Origin of the sequence: Pseudomonas sp. JL3 (assembly GCF_031570575.1) — a bacterium.
GTDB lineage: Bacteria > Pseudomonadota > Gammaproteobacteria > Pseudomonadales > Pseudomonadaceae > Aquipseudomonas > Aquipseudomonas cucumis.
The window spans coordinates 18,059-32,986 of record NZ_JAKWJK010000022.1 but is presented as its reverse complement, the minus strand read 5'-3'; the positions used below and the strand labels follow the sequence as shown (position 1 = coordinate 32,986).

Genomic DNA, 14,928 nt, shown 5'->3' with positions numbered 1-14,928 from the left:
GACATGATCAAGGACATGGAATACAACCAGGACGACAAAACCGTCCTGCTCGACCGCCAGGGCCACGGCCCGGCGTCGAGTCCGCTGACGGACTTCGCTGCACCGCCACGTTTCGAACAGCTGGAAGAACGGATGATCTACGCCGCGCGTTTGCGCCCGGCCGAAGCGTTCAACATCAGCCTCAATTCGCTGGTGGCGGCGGCGTCCGAGCTGCTGTCAGAAGTGGTGCGCCTCAAGCACAGCGACACCCGCGAAGACCTGTACGCGCTCAACGAACGACTGACCGCCGGGCTGAAACTGTTTGAAGTGCGTGCGCTGCACAACGGCGCTGAAAGCAGCCAGGTGATGGCCGCGCGTTACGTGCTCTGCACTGTGGTCGACGAAGCCGTCGTCACCACGCCGTGGGGCAACGAAAGCGAGTGGTCGCAGATGAGCCTGCTCAGCAGCTTTCACAACGAAACCTTCGGTGGCGAGAAGTTCTTCCAGCTGCTGGATCGCCTGTCGAAAAACCCGGTCAAGCATCTGCCGATGCTGGAGCTGATGTACCTGTGCCTGTCCCTCGGCTTCGAAGGCAAGTACCGGGTGCAGGCCCGCGGCATGCTAGAACTCGAAGGCATCCGCGACGCCTTGTATCGGCAGATTCGCCAACTGCGCGGCGACGTGCCTCGTGAGCTGTCGCCGCATTGGGAAGGCTTGAATGATCAGCGCCGCAGCCTGGTGCGCATCGTGCCGGCGTGGATGGTGGTGCTGTTCACCGTGGTCTGCCTGGTGGTGATGTATTCGGGCTTCGCCTGGGTACTGGGCGAGCAACGCGAAACCGTTCTGCAACCTTATCAGCCGCTAGATCCGGCCGCGGTCCAGCCGCAGTCGCAGCCGTAAACAGGGACGTGTGATGAAAAAGTTTTTCAAGAAAGTCGGCGCATTCCTGCGCCAGACCTGGGTCTGGACCCTGCTGCTGGTGCTGTTCGTCGCGCTGCTGGTGTGGTTCGTCGGGCCACTGCTGGCGGTCAATGACTACAAATTCTGGGAAGGTTCGACCTCCCGCCTGCTGACCATCAGTGTGCTGTTCCTGATCTGGGGCCTGACCATGGTCTTCGTCAGCTGGCGCGCCGGTGTGCGCAAAAAGGCTGTGGAAGAAACCGAAGACGGCCAGGACCGTATCCGCCGCGAAGAGCTGATCGACGAAGAAGAGAAAGAGTTGAAGGTGCGTTTCAAGGATGCCCTGAAAACCCTGAAGACCTCGAGCCTGTATCGCGGTCGCAGCGAACGCTGGCGCAGTGATTTGCCGTGGTACTTGCTGATCGGCCCGCAGGGCAGCGGCAAGACCAGCCTGCTGGACTTCTCGGGCCTTGAGTTTCCGATCAACAAGATCGACCGCAAACTCACCCGCGACACCCTCGGTACTCGGCATTGCGACTGGTACTTCGCCGATCACGGCGTGCTGATCGACACCGCCGGGCGTTACCTGACCCAGCCGGATGCCGAAGTCGATGGCAGCGCCTGGAGCACCTTGCTTGACCTGCTGCGCAAGCGTCGCCGCAACCGTCCATTGAACGGCGTGCTGGTGACCATTCCGGTGGAAACCCTGCTGGGCGGCAGCGAGCAAGACCTCGACACCTTGGCCCGCCAGGTGCGTGCGCGTCTGCAAGACGTGCATCAGAAACTGCACGTCGACGTGCCGATTTATCTGGTGCTGAGCAAAGCCGATCGCCTGCTCGGTTTCGACGAGTTCTTCGATCAGCTGACCCGCGAAGAAAGCGATCAGGTACTCGGCACCAGCTTCCGCAAAGAGCAGAGCGGAACTGACGTGGCCGTGCTGCGCGCCGAGTTCGAAGAGCTGCTGCGTCGCCTGAACAGCCAGGTGATCATGCGTATGCACCAGGAGCGCGACACCCAGCGTCGTGGTCGCATCCTCGACTTCCCGCATCAACTGGGGCAGATCGGCGAGCGCCTGTGCCTGTTCGTCGACATGGCATTCACCGGCAACCGCTACCAGCGTGTCAGCCAGTTGCGCGGTTTCTACCTGACCAGCGCACCGCACCTGACTCAAGAGATGGACCAGACCACCGCCGGCATCGGCGCGAACCTGGGCATGAACGCCGGCGTGCTGCCGACCCTGCGCAGTGGCCGTTCGCGGTTCATTCACCATTTGCTCAGCCGGGTGATTTTCCCCGAGGCCGATCTGGCCGGTCTGGACAAGCGCGAACGCAGCCGCATCCACTGGGGCCAACGTGCGTTGTACGTGGGCGCATTGGCGGCACTGGCGCTGTTCGGCATGCTTTGGGCCGGCGGTTTCTCGGCCAACTATGAGCGTCTGGAAAACCTGCGCTCCCTGGCACAAACCTGGAAGCAACAACGCTCGGCCCTGACCGCTCGCGATGATTCCATGGCGGTGCTCAAGACCCTCGACACCAGCTATGCGGCCACCCAGGTGTTCCCGAACAAAGGTGACGTGTCGTATCACGAGCGCGGCGGCTTGTACCAAGGCGAAGACGCCAATCCGGTGGTCAAGAGTGCCTACGAGCGTGAGCTTGAAGCGCAACTGCTGCCACGGGTCGCGACGCTGCTGGAAGGGCAGATCCGCGCCAACATGAAGGACCGCGAACGCCTGCTCAACAGCCTGCGTGCGTACCTGATGCTGAACATGAAAGATCGCCGTGATGCCGCTTGGCTCAAGGATTGGGTCGCCACTGACTGGTCCCTGCGCTACGCCGGTAACACGGCGGTGCAGAATGGCTTGAACACTCACTTCGAGCGTTTGCTCAAGCAGCCGTTTATCTACCCGCTGAACGATCAACTGGTGACGCAGGCCCGTCAGGTGCTGCGTAGCGAGTCGCTGGCCAACGTGGTTTACCGGATGCTGCGCGAGCAGGCTCGCGTTCTGCCGGAATACCGTTTCAGCCAACACTTGGGCCCACAGGGTGCGCTGTTTGTCGGCACCGATTACGTGATTCCGGGGTTCTACACCCAACAGGGTTATCAGCAGTACTTCTCGGTCCAGGGCACTGCGCTGGTTACCGATATCCTGCGTGACAACTGGGTGCTGGGCGAAGGCTCGGGCATCAGCGGCATGGACTTGCGTCGTCTGATGGTTGAACTGGAGCAGCTGTACTTCCGCGACTACGCCAACTTCTGGAGCGAAGCGGTCGGCCAGGTTGCCTTGCCACCGATCAACGACGCCGGTGAAGGCGCCGAGCAACTGGCGGGCCTGACTTCCGCCAACTCCCCAGTGCTGCAATTGCTGGTGGAAGTGCGTGAGAACACCCGTTTCCAGGTCATCGCAGACAGCGCTGATGAAGCCGCCGATGCGGCTGACAAGCTGGGCGAGAAGGGCGGCAAGTTGGGCAAACTCGCTGCGGCCGCCGTGGACAAAGCGTCGGACATGGCCAAGAACTTGCCGGACACCGCGAAGAAATCCCTGCAACGTCGCTTCGAACCGCTGCACCGTTTGCTGGATGACAACAACGGCCCGGCCGCTGATCTGACCCCGGCCCTGACGGCGCTCAACGACCTGCAACTGCAACTGTCGAGCCTCGCTCGGGCCAGTGCGCCAGAGCAGGCTGCGTTCGAAATGGCCAAGACCCGCATGAGCGGCCAGCGTGATGCGCTGAGCAACTTGCGCAACGCGTCGAACCGTCTGCCGCGCCCGGTAAGCGTATGGTTCAACGTGCTGGCTGAAGACACTTGGCGTCTGGTGCTCAACGATTCCTATCAGTACCTGAACCAGCGTTATCAGAGCGAGCTCTACAGCTTCTACGGCAAGGCGATCAACAAGCGTTACCCGTTCAGCGCCCATAGCACCAGCGACGTCGCGATCAGCGACTTCCGCGAGTTCTTCAAGGCCCAGGGCATCGCCGACCGCTTCTTCGAGAACTACATGCGTCCGTTCGTGAGTGGCGATCCAGGCAACTACCGCCTGCGCAGCATTGACGGTCACAGCATGCCGATCTCCAAGGTCTACCTCGACCAGATGGCCGCGGCACAAGTGATTCGCCAGAGCTTCTTCGCCATCAACCCGGCCGAACCGCAAGTGCAGTTCAAACTGGAGCCGTACACCCTCGATCCGGCCGTCAGCCGTTCCGAGTTCAAGTTCGGCGACAAAACCATTGAATACCGTCACGGCCCGATCGTGCCGGTGTCGTTCAAATGGCCGACCGACGCTGAAGACGGTCGCACCAGCCTGGTCCTCGACAAAATGGCCGGCCGCCCGATCGGCATCGAGAAGAACTCCGGCCCATGGTCGCTGTTCCGTCTGTTCGACCTGATGCAGACCGAGTACCTGATGGGTCGCGACGTGCTGGTACTCAAGGCTGACGTGGGTGGCCTGCGCGCCAACTACTTGCTGTCGAGCCAGCGCACGCCGAACCCGTTCGACATGGGTGTGCTGCGTACTTTCCGTATGCCGGTGCAGCTCTGATGCTGGTTGCCAGTCCCTGGCGCAGCGCTGCGCGTACCGATCCAGGCAAGGTTCGGGCGCGCAACGAAGATGCTTTTCTCGACTGTCCACAGCAGGGGCTGTGGGTGGTCGCGGACGGCATGGGCGGTCATCAGGGTGGCGACATCGCCAGCCAGTTGATCGTCGCCAGCCTGGCGGAATTGCCGGTGCAGAATGACTTCGACGAACGCCTCAAAGGTATTCGCCAGTGCCTGCACTGGCTCAACCGCCGCTTGGGGCAGGAGTTGACCGTCACCGCCGGCCGTCACGACAGCATCATGGGCAGCACCGTGGTGGCGCTGCTGGTGGAAGGCAATCGCGCGGCCTGCATCTGGGCTGGCGACAGCCGCTGCTACCTGTGGCGCGGCCAGCGCTTGTATCAGCTGTCCAAGGACCATTCGCTGCAACAGCAACTGATCGACGAGCAGAACATGAGTGTCGAAGACGCTCGTGCGCATCCTGCTGCTCATGCGCTGACCCGTGCGGTCGGCGCTGCCGAGCAACTGACGCTGGATGTGTTGGAACTCGAGGTCTATCCCGGCGATGCGTTTCTGTTGTGCAGCGACGGTTTGTATCAAGGGCTGACTAGCGACGCCTTGGGCAACGCCCTGAGCCTGACCGCGCCGCACGTTGCGCTGGAGCGTCTGTTCGACGGCGCTCTGCGTGGGTCGGCCCGGGACAACCTGACTGCCGTGGTGATCCGCCAATGACCGAATTCATGCCACCGTTCGACGACCTGCTGGTGACCGAGGAAGAAGCCAATAACCTGACTTACTTCGCCTTCGCCAAGCCTCTAAACGGAAAGCCGCATCAGGCCGAGCCTGCGTTGGCGCCGACCCGGGCCAGCGTCGGTGAACTGCCCGACGTGCTGGCGGGACGTTACCGCATCGAGCGCCTGCTCGGTGCCGGTGGCATGGGCGCGGTTTACCGTGCACGGGACTTGCTGAGCGAACAGTTCGGCGATCCCGACCCTTACATCGCGCTGAAAATCCTCAGCGAAGAATTTGCCGAATCGCCGGACGCCAGTGCCTTGCTCTACAGCGAGTTCGCCCTGACCCGACGACTGCGCCACGACAATGTGCTGCGACCGCACACCTTTGAAGTGGACACCGACTGCCAGCGCGCCTTCATCACCATGGAACTCATGCGTGGGCTGACCCTGGACAAATTACTCTGCGAGCGGCCCCTGGGCCTGCCGTGGAAAGAACTGCGTGACATCGCGCTGCCGCTGCTCGACGCGCTGGCCTACGCCCACGCTCGCGGCGTGCTGCACGGTGACATGAAGCCGAGCAACGTGATGCTCAGCGAAGAAGGCGTGCGCCTGTTCGACTTCGGCCTCGGCCAGGCGCAAGAGGGCATCTTGCCCGGCCTGCCGCACCTGAGCCGCAACCGCTTCAACGCCTGGACCCCCGGCTACGCCGCCCCCGAACTGCTCGAAGGCCAGACGCTGTCGGCCAGCGCAGACGTGTACGGCGTGGCCTGCGTGATCTACGAATTGGCGGGCGGCAAACACCCGTTCCGCCGCTTGCCCTCGACCGAGGCCCGCGACGGCCAACTCGACCGCGAGCTGCACGCCCCTCGAAATCTACCGAAACACTGCTGGCCAGCCCTGCGAACGGCGCTGGCTTTCGATGCGGCCAAGCGCACCATCACCGCCGCCCAATTGCGTGACGCCCTGGGCGCCACTTCGTCTTTGCTGCAACGCCTGCGACTGCGGGCGTAACGGATGACTACCGAACAGGGAGCAAGCAATGTTCAACTCAGCTAACGAAACGCACTTCAGCCTCACCGTCGAAGACTACGCCGGCGACCTGCAAGTGCTGTCGTTCACCGGCACCGAAGGCATCAGCCAGCCGTATCGCTTCGACTTGGAACTGGTCAGCGAAAACCCCGACCTGGACCTGGAAAAGCTCCTGCACAAACAGGCTTTTCTGGCGTTCGACCCGAAGGGTTCCGGCATCCACGGCCAGATCTACCGCGTCGCCCAAGGCGATGCCGGCAAGCGCCTGACCCGCTACAAAGTCTCCCTGGTGCCGCAGCTACAATACCTGCATCACCGCACCAACCAGCGCATCTACCAGCAGATGTCGGCGCCGAAAATCATCGCGCTGATCCTCGAAGAACACGGCATCAAAGGCAACGCCTACCGCTTCCAGCTGAGCACGCCGTGCCCGGACCGCGACTACTGCGTGCAATACGACGAAACCGACCTGCACTTCGTCCAGCGCCTGTGCGAAGAGGAAGGCATTCACTACCACTTCCAGCACAGCGAGAAAGCTCACCTGCTGGTGTTCGGCGACGACCAGACCGTGTTCCCGAAACTCGGCCAGCCAACGGCCTACGTGCAGGGCAGCGGCATGGTCGCCGACGAGCCGGTGATCAAAGGCTTCAAACTGCGCCTCGAAACCCGCACCGGCCGCGTCACCCGCCGCGACTACGACTTCGAAAAACCGCGCCTGCAACTTGAAGCTGCGTACAAACCCGACGGCGAAAGCACCGAACCGGATCTGGAAGATTACGACTACCCCGGCCGCTTCCTCGACCGCGCGCGCGGCAAGTTCCTCAGCCAACGCGCCCTCGAACGCCACCGTGCCGACTACCAGCAAGCCGAAGGCAAAAGCGATCAGACCACCCTGGTCAGCGGCCACTTCCTGGAAATGTCCGACCACCCGCGCACCGAGTGGAACGACCTCTGGCTGCTCACCGAAATCGTCCACGAAGGCAAACAACCGCAAGTCCTCGAAGAGTCCGTGACCAGCGACACCACCGACAACAAAGACGACTTCCACCAGGGCTACCGCAACCGCTTCCTCGCCACCCCGTGGACCGTGTTCTACCGCCCCGCGTTGCAACACCCCAAACCCCGCGTCCTCGGCAGCCAGACCGCCATGGTCACCGGCCCCAAAGGTGAAGAGATTCACTGCGACCCATACGGCCGCATCAAAGTGCAATTCCACTGGGACCGCGAAGGGTTGGCGGATGACAAAACCAGCTGCTGGATGCGCGTGTCTTCGAGTTGGGCCGGGGATCGCTATGGCGCCATCGTCATTCCGCGCATCGGCATGGAAGTGCTCGTTACGTTCCTTGAGGGTGATCCCGATCAGCCGTTGGTGACGGGGTGCCTGTATCACAAGGAAAACCAGGTTCCCTACGAGTTGCCGGCGAACAAGACTCGCACCGTGTTCAAAACCCTCAGCTCCCCGGGGGGCGGTGGGTTCAATGAACTTCGCATTGAAGACAAGAAGGGTGCGGAGCAGATCTTTATTCATGCCCAGCGGGATTGGGATGAAAACATTGAGCATGATCAGAAGATTCGCGTCGGCAATGAACGGCATGACACGGTGGTGAAGAACACCTACACCGAGCTCAAGGCTGAAGAACATCGCACCACGATTGCCGACCGCAAGGTTGAAGTGAAAGCCGACGACCACCTGTCTGTGGGGCAAAATCAACACGTCAAACTCGGCACAGCTCAGTTGACCTATGCGGGGAAAGAGATCCACCTCAAATCCGGCGACAAAATGGTGATTGAGGCGGGGATGGAACTTACGGTTAAAGCGGGAGGAAGCTTCATCAAGCTGGATGCTGGCGGTGTGACCGTGGTGGGGCCAGTTGTGAAGATCAACGCTGGGGGGGCGGCGGGAAGCGGAACGGGTATTGGGATTCTGGTTCCCGGACTGCCGATGATTGCTGATCAGGACCGGGCGGGCAGTGTGCTGAAGAATGAGGCGATTAAAAGCTATTACGAAAAAATTCAATTCGTAACGAGTTCTGGTGATCCAGTTGAGGGGCTTACTGCCGCATTTATTTTGCCCAACACAGCTTCCCCGTTGAGGTTTCGCAGTGATGCTGATGGCCACTCCCCTCAGGTAAAAGCGGACTCGGTGCAAACTGCCGACGTCCACCTTGTATGGGACAGCTTTGGTGTTCCTGATGGGGCAGATGATTACGAACGGAGTCGGAAAAAATGAGTAGTGCACCCACCCCTTTAGCAAAAGTTGAAATTAACAAGGCCAAAAATGATCCCCCGCGACAGATCGAGGCGACGTGCGCGCATTTGTGGTCTCTTGCGCAATTTCACGCAATAAAACGGTTGAGTACCTACAGGAAGGAGTACTACCTGTTCGGTGAGTCAAAATGGATGCTTGTCGGTGACTTTAGTACCCGTGCTGCCCGTATTGCCGGTGTATATGCTTCTTTCTATTTGGAAGAAGAAGATGGCGGCAAGAAGGAATTTAAGGGGCGGTTTTATTGGATGGGATTGGCTGCATTTGCAAGCAAGCAAGTCATGTGCGGTCTAGATTTTACAAAAATTGCTACCGCTGCGATGCCTATTGGTAAACCCGTGATTGATATTGGGAAGAATGGTCTAGGTAAAGGTAATTTTTGGTTGTTTCAAGATATTTTTTGCTGGCATTGGTTTTATAGTAAGTACCCAAACAAATTTGAAGGTTGTTCGGGAGGTCGTAATAGTGAGAAGTTTGAAGAAATAATAAAAACAGGTTTGAAAATTCTGCCCTGGGCTCAGGAGTCTTTGGGTGTCATTGATAATTTTAAAATAAAGCAGGAAGTAACTGATGCCTTTTCAACTATCAAAAAAGTTGAGGGGAAGGCGCCAGGAAAAGAGAGGCAGGATCTTCAGTATAAATCGCTCATTGCGACGGCAAATCATGAGCAGTTAAATATACTGCAACCACTTATATATGAAGATCCAGTGTTTAAAGCAATTCTTGACGTCCAGAAAAAATCAGAAGGGATGCCGCTTGTGCCTTTGCGGTCAGCTGCATTTTCAACAGCTTGCGACGTAAAAGAGCCAGAGCTGAGAGAGCAGATGTATGAAGGTGATTTATATAACGCTCAGAATCGGATGGAATTTATTCAAAAAATCGCCGATAAATATCATGGGCTCATGATAAATAGAAAAGAATACATGGAAAGAATGATTACTGAGATATCTGGATGGAGAAACAAACCGTGAAGTGGTATTGGATCTTACCGTTCCTCTGTCTCGCTGGATGCGATAGCGCCAAAAATGAAGGTGCCAATGAAATGAAAAATGAAGCAGTTAACATGAGTGTCGAATTGGGTAGCCCTGTCGAGACCCTATTGAAGAAAGGCCCATTGGAATTCACCGCCGATTGCTTGGATGCGGTAAACATGTGCTGGTATGAAATTAGGCGCGGAGGTAAGGATCAAGCGCTGATGAACGTAACCGTCACTCAGCCAGACAGTTCTCTCGAAATAAAACAAGTGGTAGGTCTTAATGTTGTCGTAGATGGCGATGTAACTCAGGATGTTGAAGAGGTTGTGCTTACTCTCCGAGGATTGCCAGATAATAGTTCTCATGAAGAAAATAAGAAGCTTGTATACAAATTGATATCTGACCTCAAAGTCGGTGGTTGGAGGAAATATTATTTTCCTTCCGATCCTCGCATTTCCAGCTCGGAGTTAAATAAATTTGACTGGAAGGATGATGTTTTTGGCGGAACGCCATTAAGCCATCCGTTGTTTGATCCTGATCACGAAATGAGTTTGGATGACTGGCTGGCAGGTGATGGGTTTTATGATTGGTATTTGTACAGTGGTCATTACATTAGCCATATCAAAGTACAAAGAAGAAATTCCGCCACTGATCCATCCCGGACAGGTGTATACCTTGTAAAAATCGAGTTCAAGTCTCTGGATAATTTCTGGAGGACGGACTTCGAGGAGGCAGTTCGACCTAGATGGAAAGAGTTGTTTCCAGCTCATTTGCAACAGCTCCTCCAACGGCGTTCGGAAACAGAAGATCAAGCTCAAGCCGCTGGGGTGAAGATAGATGAAAGCTACAAAGCGCCGATTATGGAGCAAGTCAGATAGGTGAGATAAGAGGATGGATTTATTTCGAAAGTAAATCCATCCCCTTACTTCTCTTATGTTTTAACTTGTTGCACTTTCATCTCTAACTCATCCAGACGGTCCAAAGCTCGTTCCACCAAAAGTTGTACTCCATCCGCCATCCTGCTCAGCGCCAAGGCTACGGATCGCCGAGTGCCTTCCACATCGTCTGCCAGATCGGCGGCGATGGCGCTTATGGACAGCAGGTCTTCGGAGGCGTTGGCCAATAGAGCTTCAGTGTCGATATCGGGGGAGACGGTGAAGAGATTGCCTTTACGACGTTTGGCTGGTTTTTCGTTGGCCGGGGGGAAGTAATGGGCGAAAGCGCGGTCAGCAGCTTCTTTATTGAGTTTTTCGGTGTCGAGGAATTCTTCAGTAGAGGTACCAGATTTGTCTGGCGGATTGGGCGTGACCTTGAACATGTATGTATCTCCATCTGTATTTTGGGAGCCACCACCGTTCGCTTGCACGCGAATAAGGTGGCAACTGTGCGCAGGTATGCAAGACCGGGCAGACGGACCCCGGCAGATCGCTCTCGAAAGAAAGATCTCCCACGCACAGCCGCCATAAAACAGGCGCCACGAGCAGTAATCTGCTCGACCAGCGACCAATGACGTTGTGCGTCGTCTTTTACCCGGACTTGTAGTAAAAGGGGTCGGATTTATTTACTGGATAGGGTTGTCCATCAATAAATAAATCTGTCCACTTTCTCCTTAAGAGGCAGAAGCAGTGATTGACAAAAAGGGGACGGATTTATTTGTAAAGTAGGTTGGCTTTCGATAAATAAATATGTCAAAAATTTTAAACTAAATGGAATTAAGCCCTGTGGTTAAAGATATAATTTTCTTGGCATGCTCAGCATTTTTTGTATCTAGCGTTGCTACCGTTCAAGCAGAACCGTTCTATTCCGCGAAGATATTACAAGCCGATTATTCTGCCGCCCCTAACCTGAGACTACTAATTAGAATTCAAGATGTAGAAACGGGAAGTAATGAGCCGAGCGGCTCTACTCGAGCGGACTGTATGCGTGCTAGCAAGTCAGCTGCTCAACCTGGGCCAAACCCCTGCTTTTCTTTCGAACTGGATGAGGGAAATGGAAATGTCAGTGTTTTAAAGCAGACTCTGCTAAATGATCCGCAGCGGGGAAGCGACCCAATTTATATTGAGTTGCTTTACAAGTCGGAGCAGACAAAAAATCAATATGGGTGGTTTGATAATAAAACGGTTAAGCTAAGAGTTGATGACAATAATGGATTGAATAACTGGGATGCGGATCTGCCTCAGAGTTTGCCTCAAGTAAAAATAGTGCAAGAGAGCGATATTTATCAGTTGGTTTTGGCGGATGCGGATGCGCTGCTTAACTCGGCTTACCATGATAAGGCAAATCGTTTAAGTGACGAAAAAAGAACCGCGTTTCGTGAGGTTCAACGAGCTTGGATGAAGTTTCGGGATCTCGAGTGCGTAAAGTCTATATATGGTGAGCAATCTGCTAGTTGCTTGATTCGTCTGACCCTTGATCGTGCCAGGCAAATCGCGGTTGCTCCGCCATCAAAGTAGCTGAAATAAACTTAAAAATAGGTATGTTCCATAATCAAGGATTGAAGACAGTGAAACGCTTTGTTTTAGGGTTAACCAGTGTGCTAATCGCGTTCGCGCTACTGCCGGTTTCAGCCGCGTTCGCCCAAGACGACTGCAGTGAAATCAGCTCTAGCTCGCAGGTTGTCCCGTGTTCCGAGGCTGCAAAGAATTCCGCAGATTCTCAGTTGAATACGAGCTATCACCAACTGATGGCAAGGCTTGAATCTCAATATTCAGTTGACCCGAAATTAGGGGGGGAGTATTCGACGCAGGTAAAGGAATCCCAGCGTGCGTGGATCAAATTACGGGATACGAATTGCACCGTAGAGGCGTTCGAGATTGAGGCAGCCATGCCGGCTCATGTGGCGGTTGTGAACAATTGCATTGCAAAGATGAGCCGGGAGCGTTCGGCTTATTTGGATGGGATCGCGCCTGAGACTGTGGGTCGTTCAGGCAGTGGGGGCGGGGGAAGTGCTTCGTGTCCTTTCTCAGACTTCGCGCAGTTTCTGCCAGTGTTTTCCGCCAATGCCGAGTCCCAGAAGCGCCTAACCGCACTGGCGGTAAAAATATTGGTATTGAAGCGCACCTCGGACCCTGGTCAATTTGAACCGCAAATTACTGCGGAGACTGGCTCCAGTTTGGCGTTTCCGTTGATGGCCGCGATGGAAGGCAAAACTGAAGGGGTTGAGATCGAAACAGTTGATGACACTCACATGAACGTTGTGGATAAACGGGCCGGTAACAGCAACATCAAGATTTTTAACTTTGCTAAAAAGTCGTGCTGGTCGCTGGTGGGGATTGAGGATTGGTCGATCAGCGAGAAGGAGCTTGTCGCACCCGGTAGACCCGGAATGAGCCGCGCCGAGAACTTCTGTTATCAACGCGCAGAGGGTTTGGGTGGTTTAGGGGCACTTGAACAATACCGATTGACTAAGGAGCTGTATGAAGCGTCCTTGGGAAATTACGTATGTGCTGCAGAGTCGGGTGATCCACAGGCGAGTCTGTCGGCGGCAATTTTGAGTCTTTCGCAGATGGCACCTCAATTGGAAACCAGCAAGCTTGAGGCATTGTTTAAAGCCGCAGCAACGACGCTGCCGGACGGGGCGCTGAGTCTTTCCATGTTTTACTGTACTGGTAATTCCACCGATTATGACGGCCCTTGCCAGCACCCCGAACAGGCAGAAAAGGAGCTGATTCGCGCGGTTTCCATGGGTTCTACGAATGCGCTCAACTCTCTGGCTTCCTCTTTTGAGAGTGGCGACCTAGGAACCAAAGATATGTCTCGAGCGTTGGCCTGTTATCAATTGTCTGCCGGCAAGGGTGACCAGGCGGGTATCAACAACGTGAAGCGCTTGGAATCACAAAGCACAGAATCGAACAAGGCAAGTCACTGCATCTAAAGCTCCGAGCGCAGACGTGACCAATGCATTTTGAATGAAAGAAGGGGACGTTAAGTCCCCTTCTTATTTTTGCTACGCCTTCGCCCGATGCTCCGCCGGATTCGGCGAATCAATATGATCCAGCGCTCGCTCTACCAACAACTGCACCCCATCCGCCATTCTGCTGAGCGCCAGGGCGACTGAGCGGCGGGTGCCTTCGATGTCGTCAGCCAGGTCGGCGGCGATGGCGCTGATGGACTTCAGGTCTTCGGAGGCGTTGGCCAGGAGGGCTTCGGTGTCGATGTCGGGGGAGACGGTGAAGAGTTTGCCTTTGCGCTTGGGTTTTTCGTTGGGTGGCGGGCCGAAATGGTGGTCGAGGGCGCGTTCGGCGGCTTCGTGGAGTTTTCTGGAGTCTAAGGATTCATAGGGGGATGTGGCTGGGTTTTCTGGTGGATTCGGTGTTGGCTTGAACATAAAGTGTTACTCCAAAATTTAAGGAGCTGACACCGTTTCGCGTGCACTTCGAAAGAGGTGGCAGCTGTGCATAGGTGTGCAAGACCGGTGGAGTCACCCGGCAGACCCGAAGGTCTCCCATACACAGCAGCCATAACGATTCGCGAGCATAGGAAAACGCTCGATGAATTGCCATAACCGAATGTGTACTCCATCGGACTTGCACGTCCGAGTCACCGATTTTGCGGTGACGAACAGAGGTTATCGGTGAAGGTGAGGGCTGCCTAGTTCACGGACAGCCCGGCGTTTTGAAGGAAATGTCCGAGAGGTTTGAGGGCATCAAGATCAAAAGATCGCAGCCTTCGGAAGCTCCTACAGAAATGTGTTTCTTCAGGTGTAGGGCGGGTGTTGGGTGTGACGCGGAGCGTCACGGGATGCATTACCACGCGGGAGCGTGGGAACGATCAGAGTTGAGGCGGGAAAGCGTGACTTGGTGGTCATCATGCGGGAAAAGTGGTTTATCTTCTTCTAACGTAAGTCGATGGTGGCGTTCTGGCTTGGAGCGGCTACACTGCGCCGGCCGTTCATTTTTCTTTTGAGGCTGTGCGCATGAAATTTCGTTTTCTTCTGTGGATGCTGGGTTTGTTGATGGGTAAGGCCAGTCGGACTAATCCTGCGTTTCAGCAGCAGTTGGGTGACAAGGCATTGGTGTTTCAGCTACAGACCCTGGACGGGAAGGTGGCGCGGCATTTCGTGGTGAAGGATCAGCGCATTACCAGCAAGTCCGGCGTGTATGCCGAGCCGGCGTTTGCGATTGCCTTTAAGGATGCGGCGTATGGTTTTGCCACGATGCAGGCGAAGAACAAGCAGTTGGCGTTTATGACGGGGATTCAGGACAAGTCGATTCAGATCAAGGGCAACCCGGCGCTGGTGATCTGGTTTCAGGGGTTGACCAAGTATTTGAAGCCGAGGAAGGCGAAGCCGAAGGTGTAGGCCCCAGAGCGGTGTGTCTGCCTTACTTTTGGGTTGAGTTTGCTGCGCAACTGAACGGGGCAAGCCCGTTCCTACAGGGTTTATTTGATCCCCCTGTGGCGAGCCTGCTCGCGATTGTTTTTAGGTCTGGAGAATTGCGAGGCGAGTTCGGCCTCAAGACCATTGCTGATGACGTCGTTTGGCTTTGTCACGGGTCTTGGAAAAGGGACGCCC

General features: G+C 55.9%; 12 protein-coding genes. 10 read left to right on the top strand and 2 right to left on the bottom strand.

Annotation, left to right across the window (positions count from 1 at the left end; translation table 11 throughout):
* Positions 1-3 precede the first annotated feature (3 nt).
* Genes icmH through MMG91_RS25810 form a run of 7 tightly spaced genes read left to right on the top strand, consistent with a single transcriptional unit; the run spans position 4 to position 10,294 of the window.
* A complete protein-coding gene (gene icmH, locus MMG91_RS25840) occupies positions 4-879 on the top strand; it encodes a type IVB secretion system protein IcmH/DotU (protein ID WP_310661110.1) in 876 nt (291 codons plus the stop codon).
* A 13-nt stretch (positions 880-892) separates the two neighbouring features.
* Positions 893-4,417, top strand: a complete 3,525-nt coding sequence (gene tssM, locus MMG91_RS25835) for a type VI secretion system membrane subunit TssM (RefSeq protein ID WP_310661109.1) — start codon at positions 893-895, stop codon at positions 4,415-4,417.
* Positions 4,417-5,145: a PP2C family serine/threonine-protein phosphatase gene (locus MMG91_RS25830; RefSeq protein ID WP_305447455.1), complete on the top strand. Its 729-nt coding sequence runs from the start codon at positions 4,417-4,419 to the stop codon at positions 5,143-5,145. The genes tssM and MMG91_RS25830 overlap by 1 nt, the downstream gene beginning before the upstream one ends.
* A complete protein-coding gene (locus tag MMG91_RS25825; RefSeq protein WP_310661108.1) occupies positions 5,142-6,158 on the top strand; it encodes a serine/threonine-protein kinase in 1,017 nt (338 codons plus the stop codon). The genes MMG91_RS25830 and MMG91_RS25825 overlap by 4 nt, the downstream gene beginning before the upstream one ends.
* Before the next feature lie 28 nt (positions 6,159-6,186).
* Positions 6,187-8,406: a type VI secretion system tip protein VgrG gene (locus tag MMG91_RS25820; protein ID WP_310661107.1), complete on the top strand. Its 2,220-nt coding sequence runs from the start codon at positions 6,187-6,189 to the stop codon at positions 8,404-8,406.
* Complete coding sequence (locus tag MMG91_RS25815; RefSeq protein ID WP_310661106.1) at positions 8,403-9,413, top strand: DUF2515 family protein; 1,011 nt, start codon at positions 8,403-8,405, stop codon at positions 9,411-9,413. Before MMG91_RS25820 ends, MMG91_RS25815 begins: the two co-directional genes overlap by 4 nt.
* Complete coding sequence (locus MMG91_RS25810; RefSeq protein WP_310661105.1) at positions 9,395-10,294, top strand: hypothetical protein; 900 nt, start codon at positions 9,395-9,397, stop codon at positions 10,292-10,294. Before MMG91_RS25815 ends, MMG91_RS25810 begins: the two co-directional genes overlap by 19 nt.
* 53 nt (positions 10,295-10,347) lie before the next feature.
* On the opposite strand, the gene MMG91_RS25805 is transcribed toward MMG91_RS25810, so the two are convergent.
* A complete protein-coding gene (locus MMG91_RS25805; RefSeq protein WP_310661104.1) occupies positions 10,348-10,734 on the bottom strand; it encodes a DUF6124 family protein in 387 nt (128 codons plus the stop codon).
* A 403-nt stretch (positions 10,735-11,137) separates the two neighbouring features.
* On the opposite strand from MMG91_RS25805, the gene MMG91_RS25800 reads away from it, so the two are divergent.
* Together MMG91_RS25800 and MMG91_RS25795 are read left to right on the top strand one after the other, a co-directional pair.
* Positions 11,138-11,869 (top strand): lysozyme inhibitor LprI family protein, encoded by a 732-nt coding sequence (locus MMG91_RS25800; protein WP_305503849.1) that lies wholly within the window; start codon positions 11,138-11,140, stop codon positions 11,867-11,869.
* A gap of 50 nt (positions 11,870-11,919) precedes the next feature.
* A complete protein-coding gene (locus MMG91_RS25795) occupies positions 11,920-13,290 on the top strand; it encodes a lysozyme inhibitor LprI family protein (protein WP_310661103.1) in 1,371 nt (456 codons plus the stop codon).
* Positions 13,291-13,362: 72 nt separating this feature from the next.
* Here the strand turns inward: MMG91_RS25795 and MMG91_RS25790 are convergent, their stop codons facing one another.
* A complete protein-coding gene (locus MMG91_RS25790; RefSeq protein WP_305447443.1) occupies positions 13,363-13,743 on the bottom strand; it encodes a DUF6124 family protein in 381 nt (126 codons plus the stop codon).
* A gap of 588 nt (positions 13,744-14,331) precedes the next feature.
* Here MMG91_RS25790 and MMG91_RS25785 point away from each other — a divergent pair.
* Positions 14,332-14,715 carry a helicase gene (locus MMG91_RS25785; RefSeq protein ID WP_305447442.1) on the top strand — a complete coding sequence of 128 codons (384 nt, stop codon included), beginning with the start codon at positions 14,332-14,334 and terminating at the stop codon, positions 14,713-14,715.
* Positions 14,716-14,928: the final 213 nt, after the last annotated feature.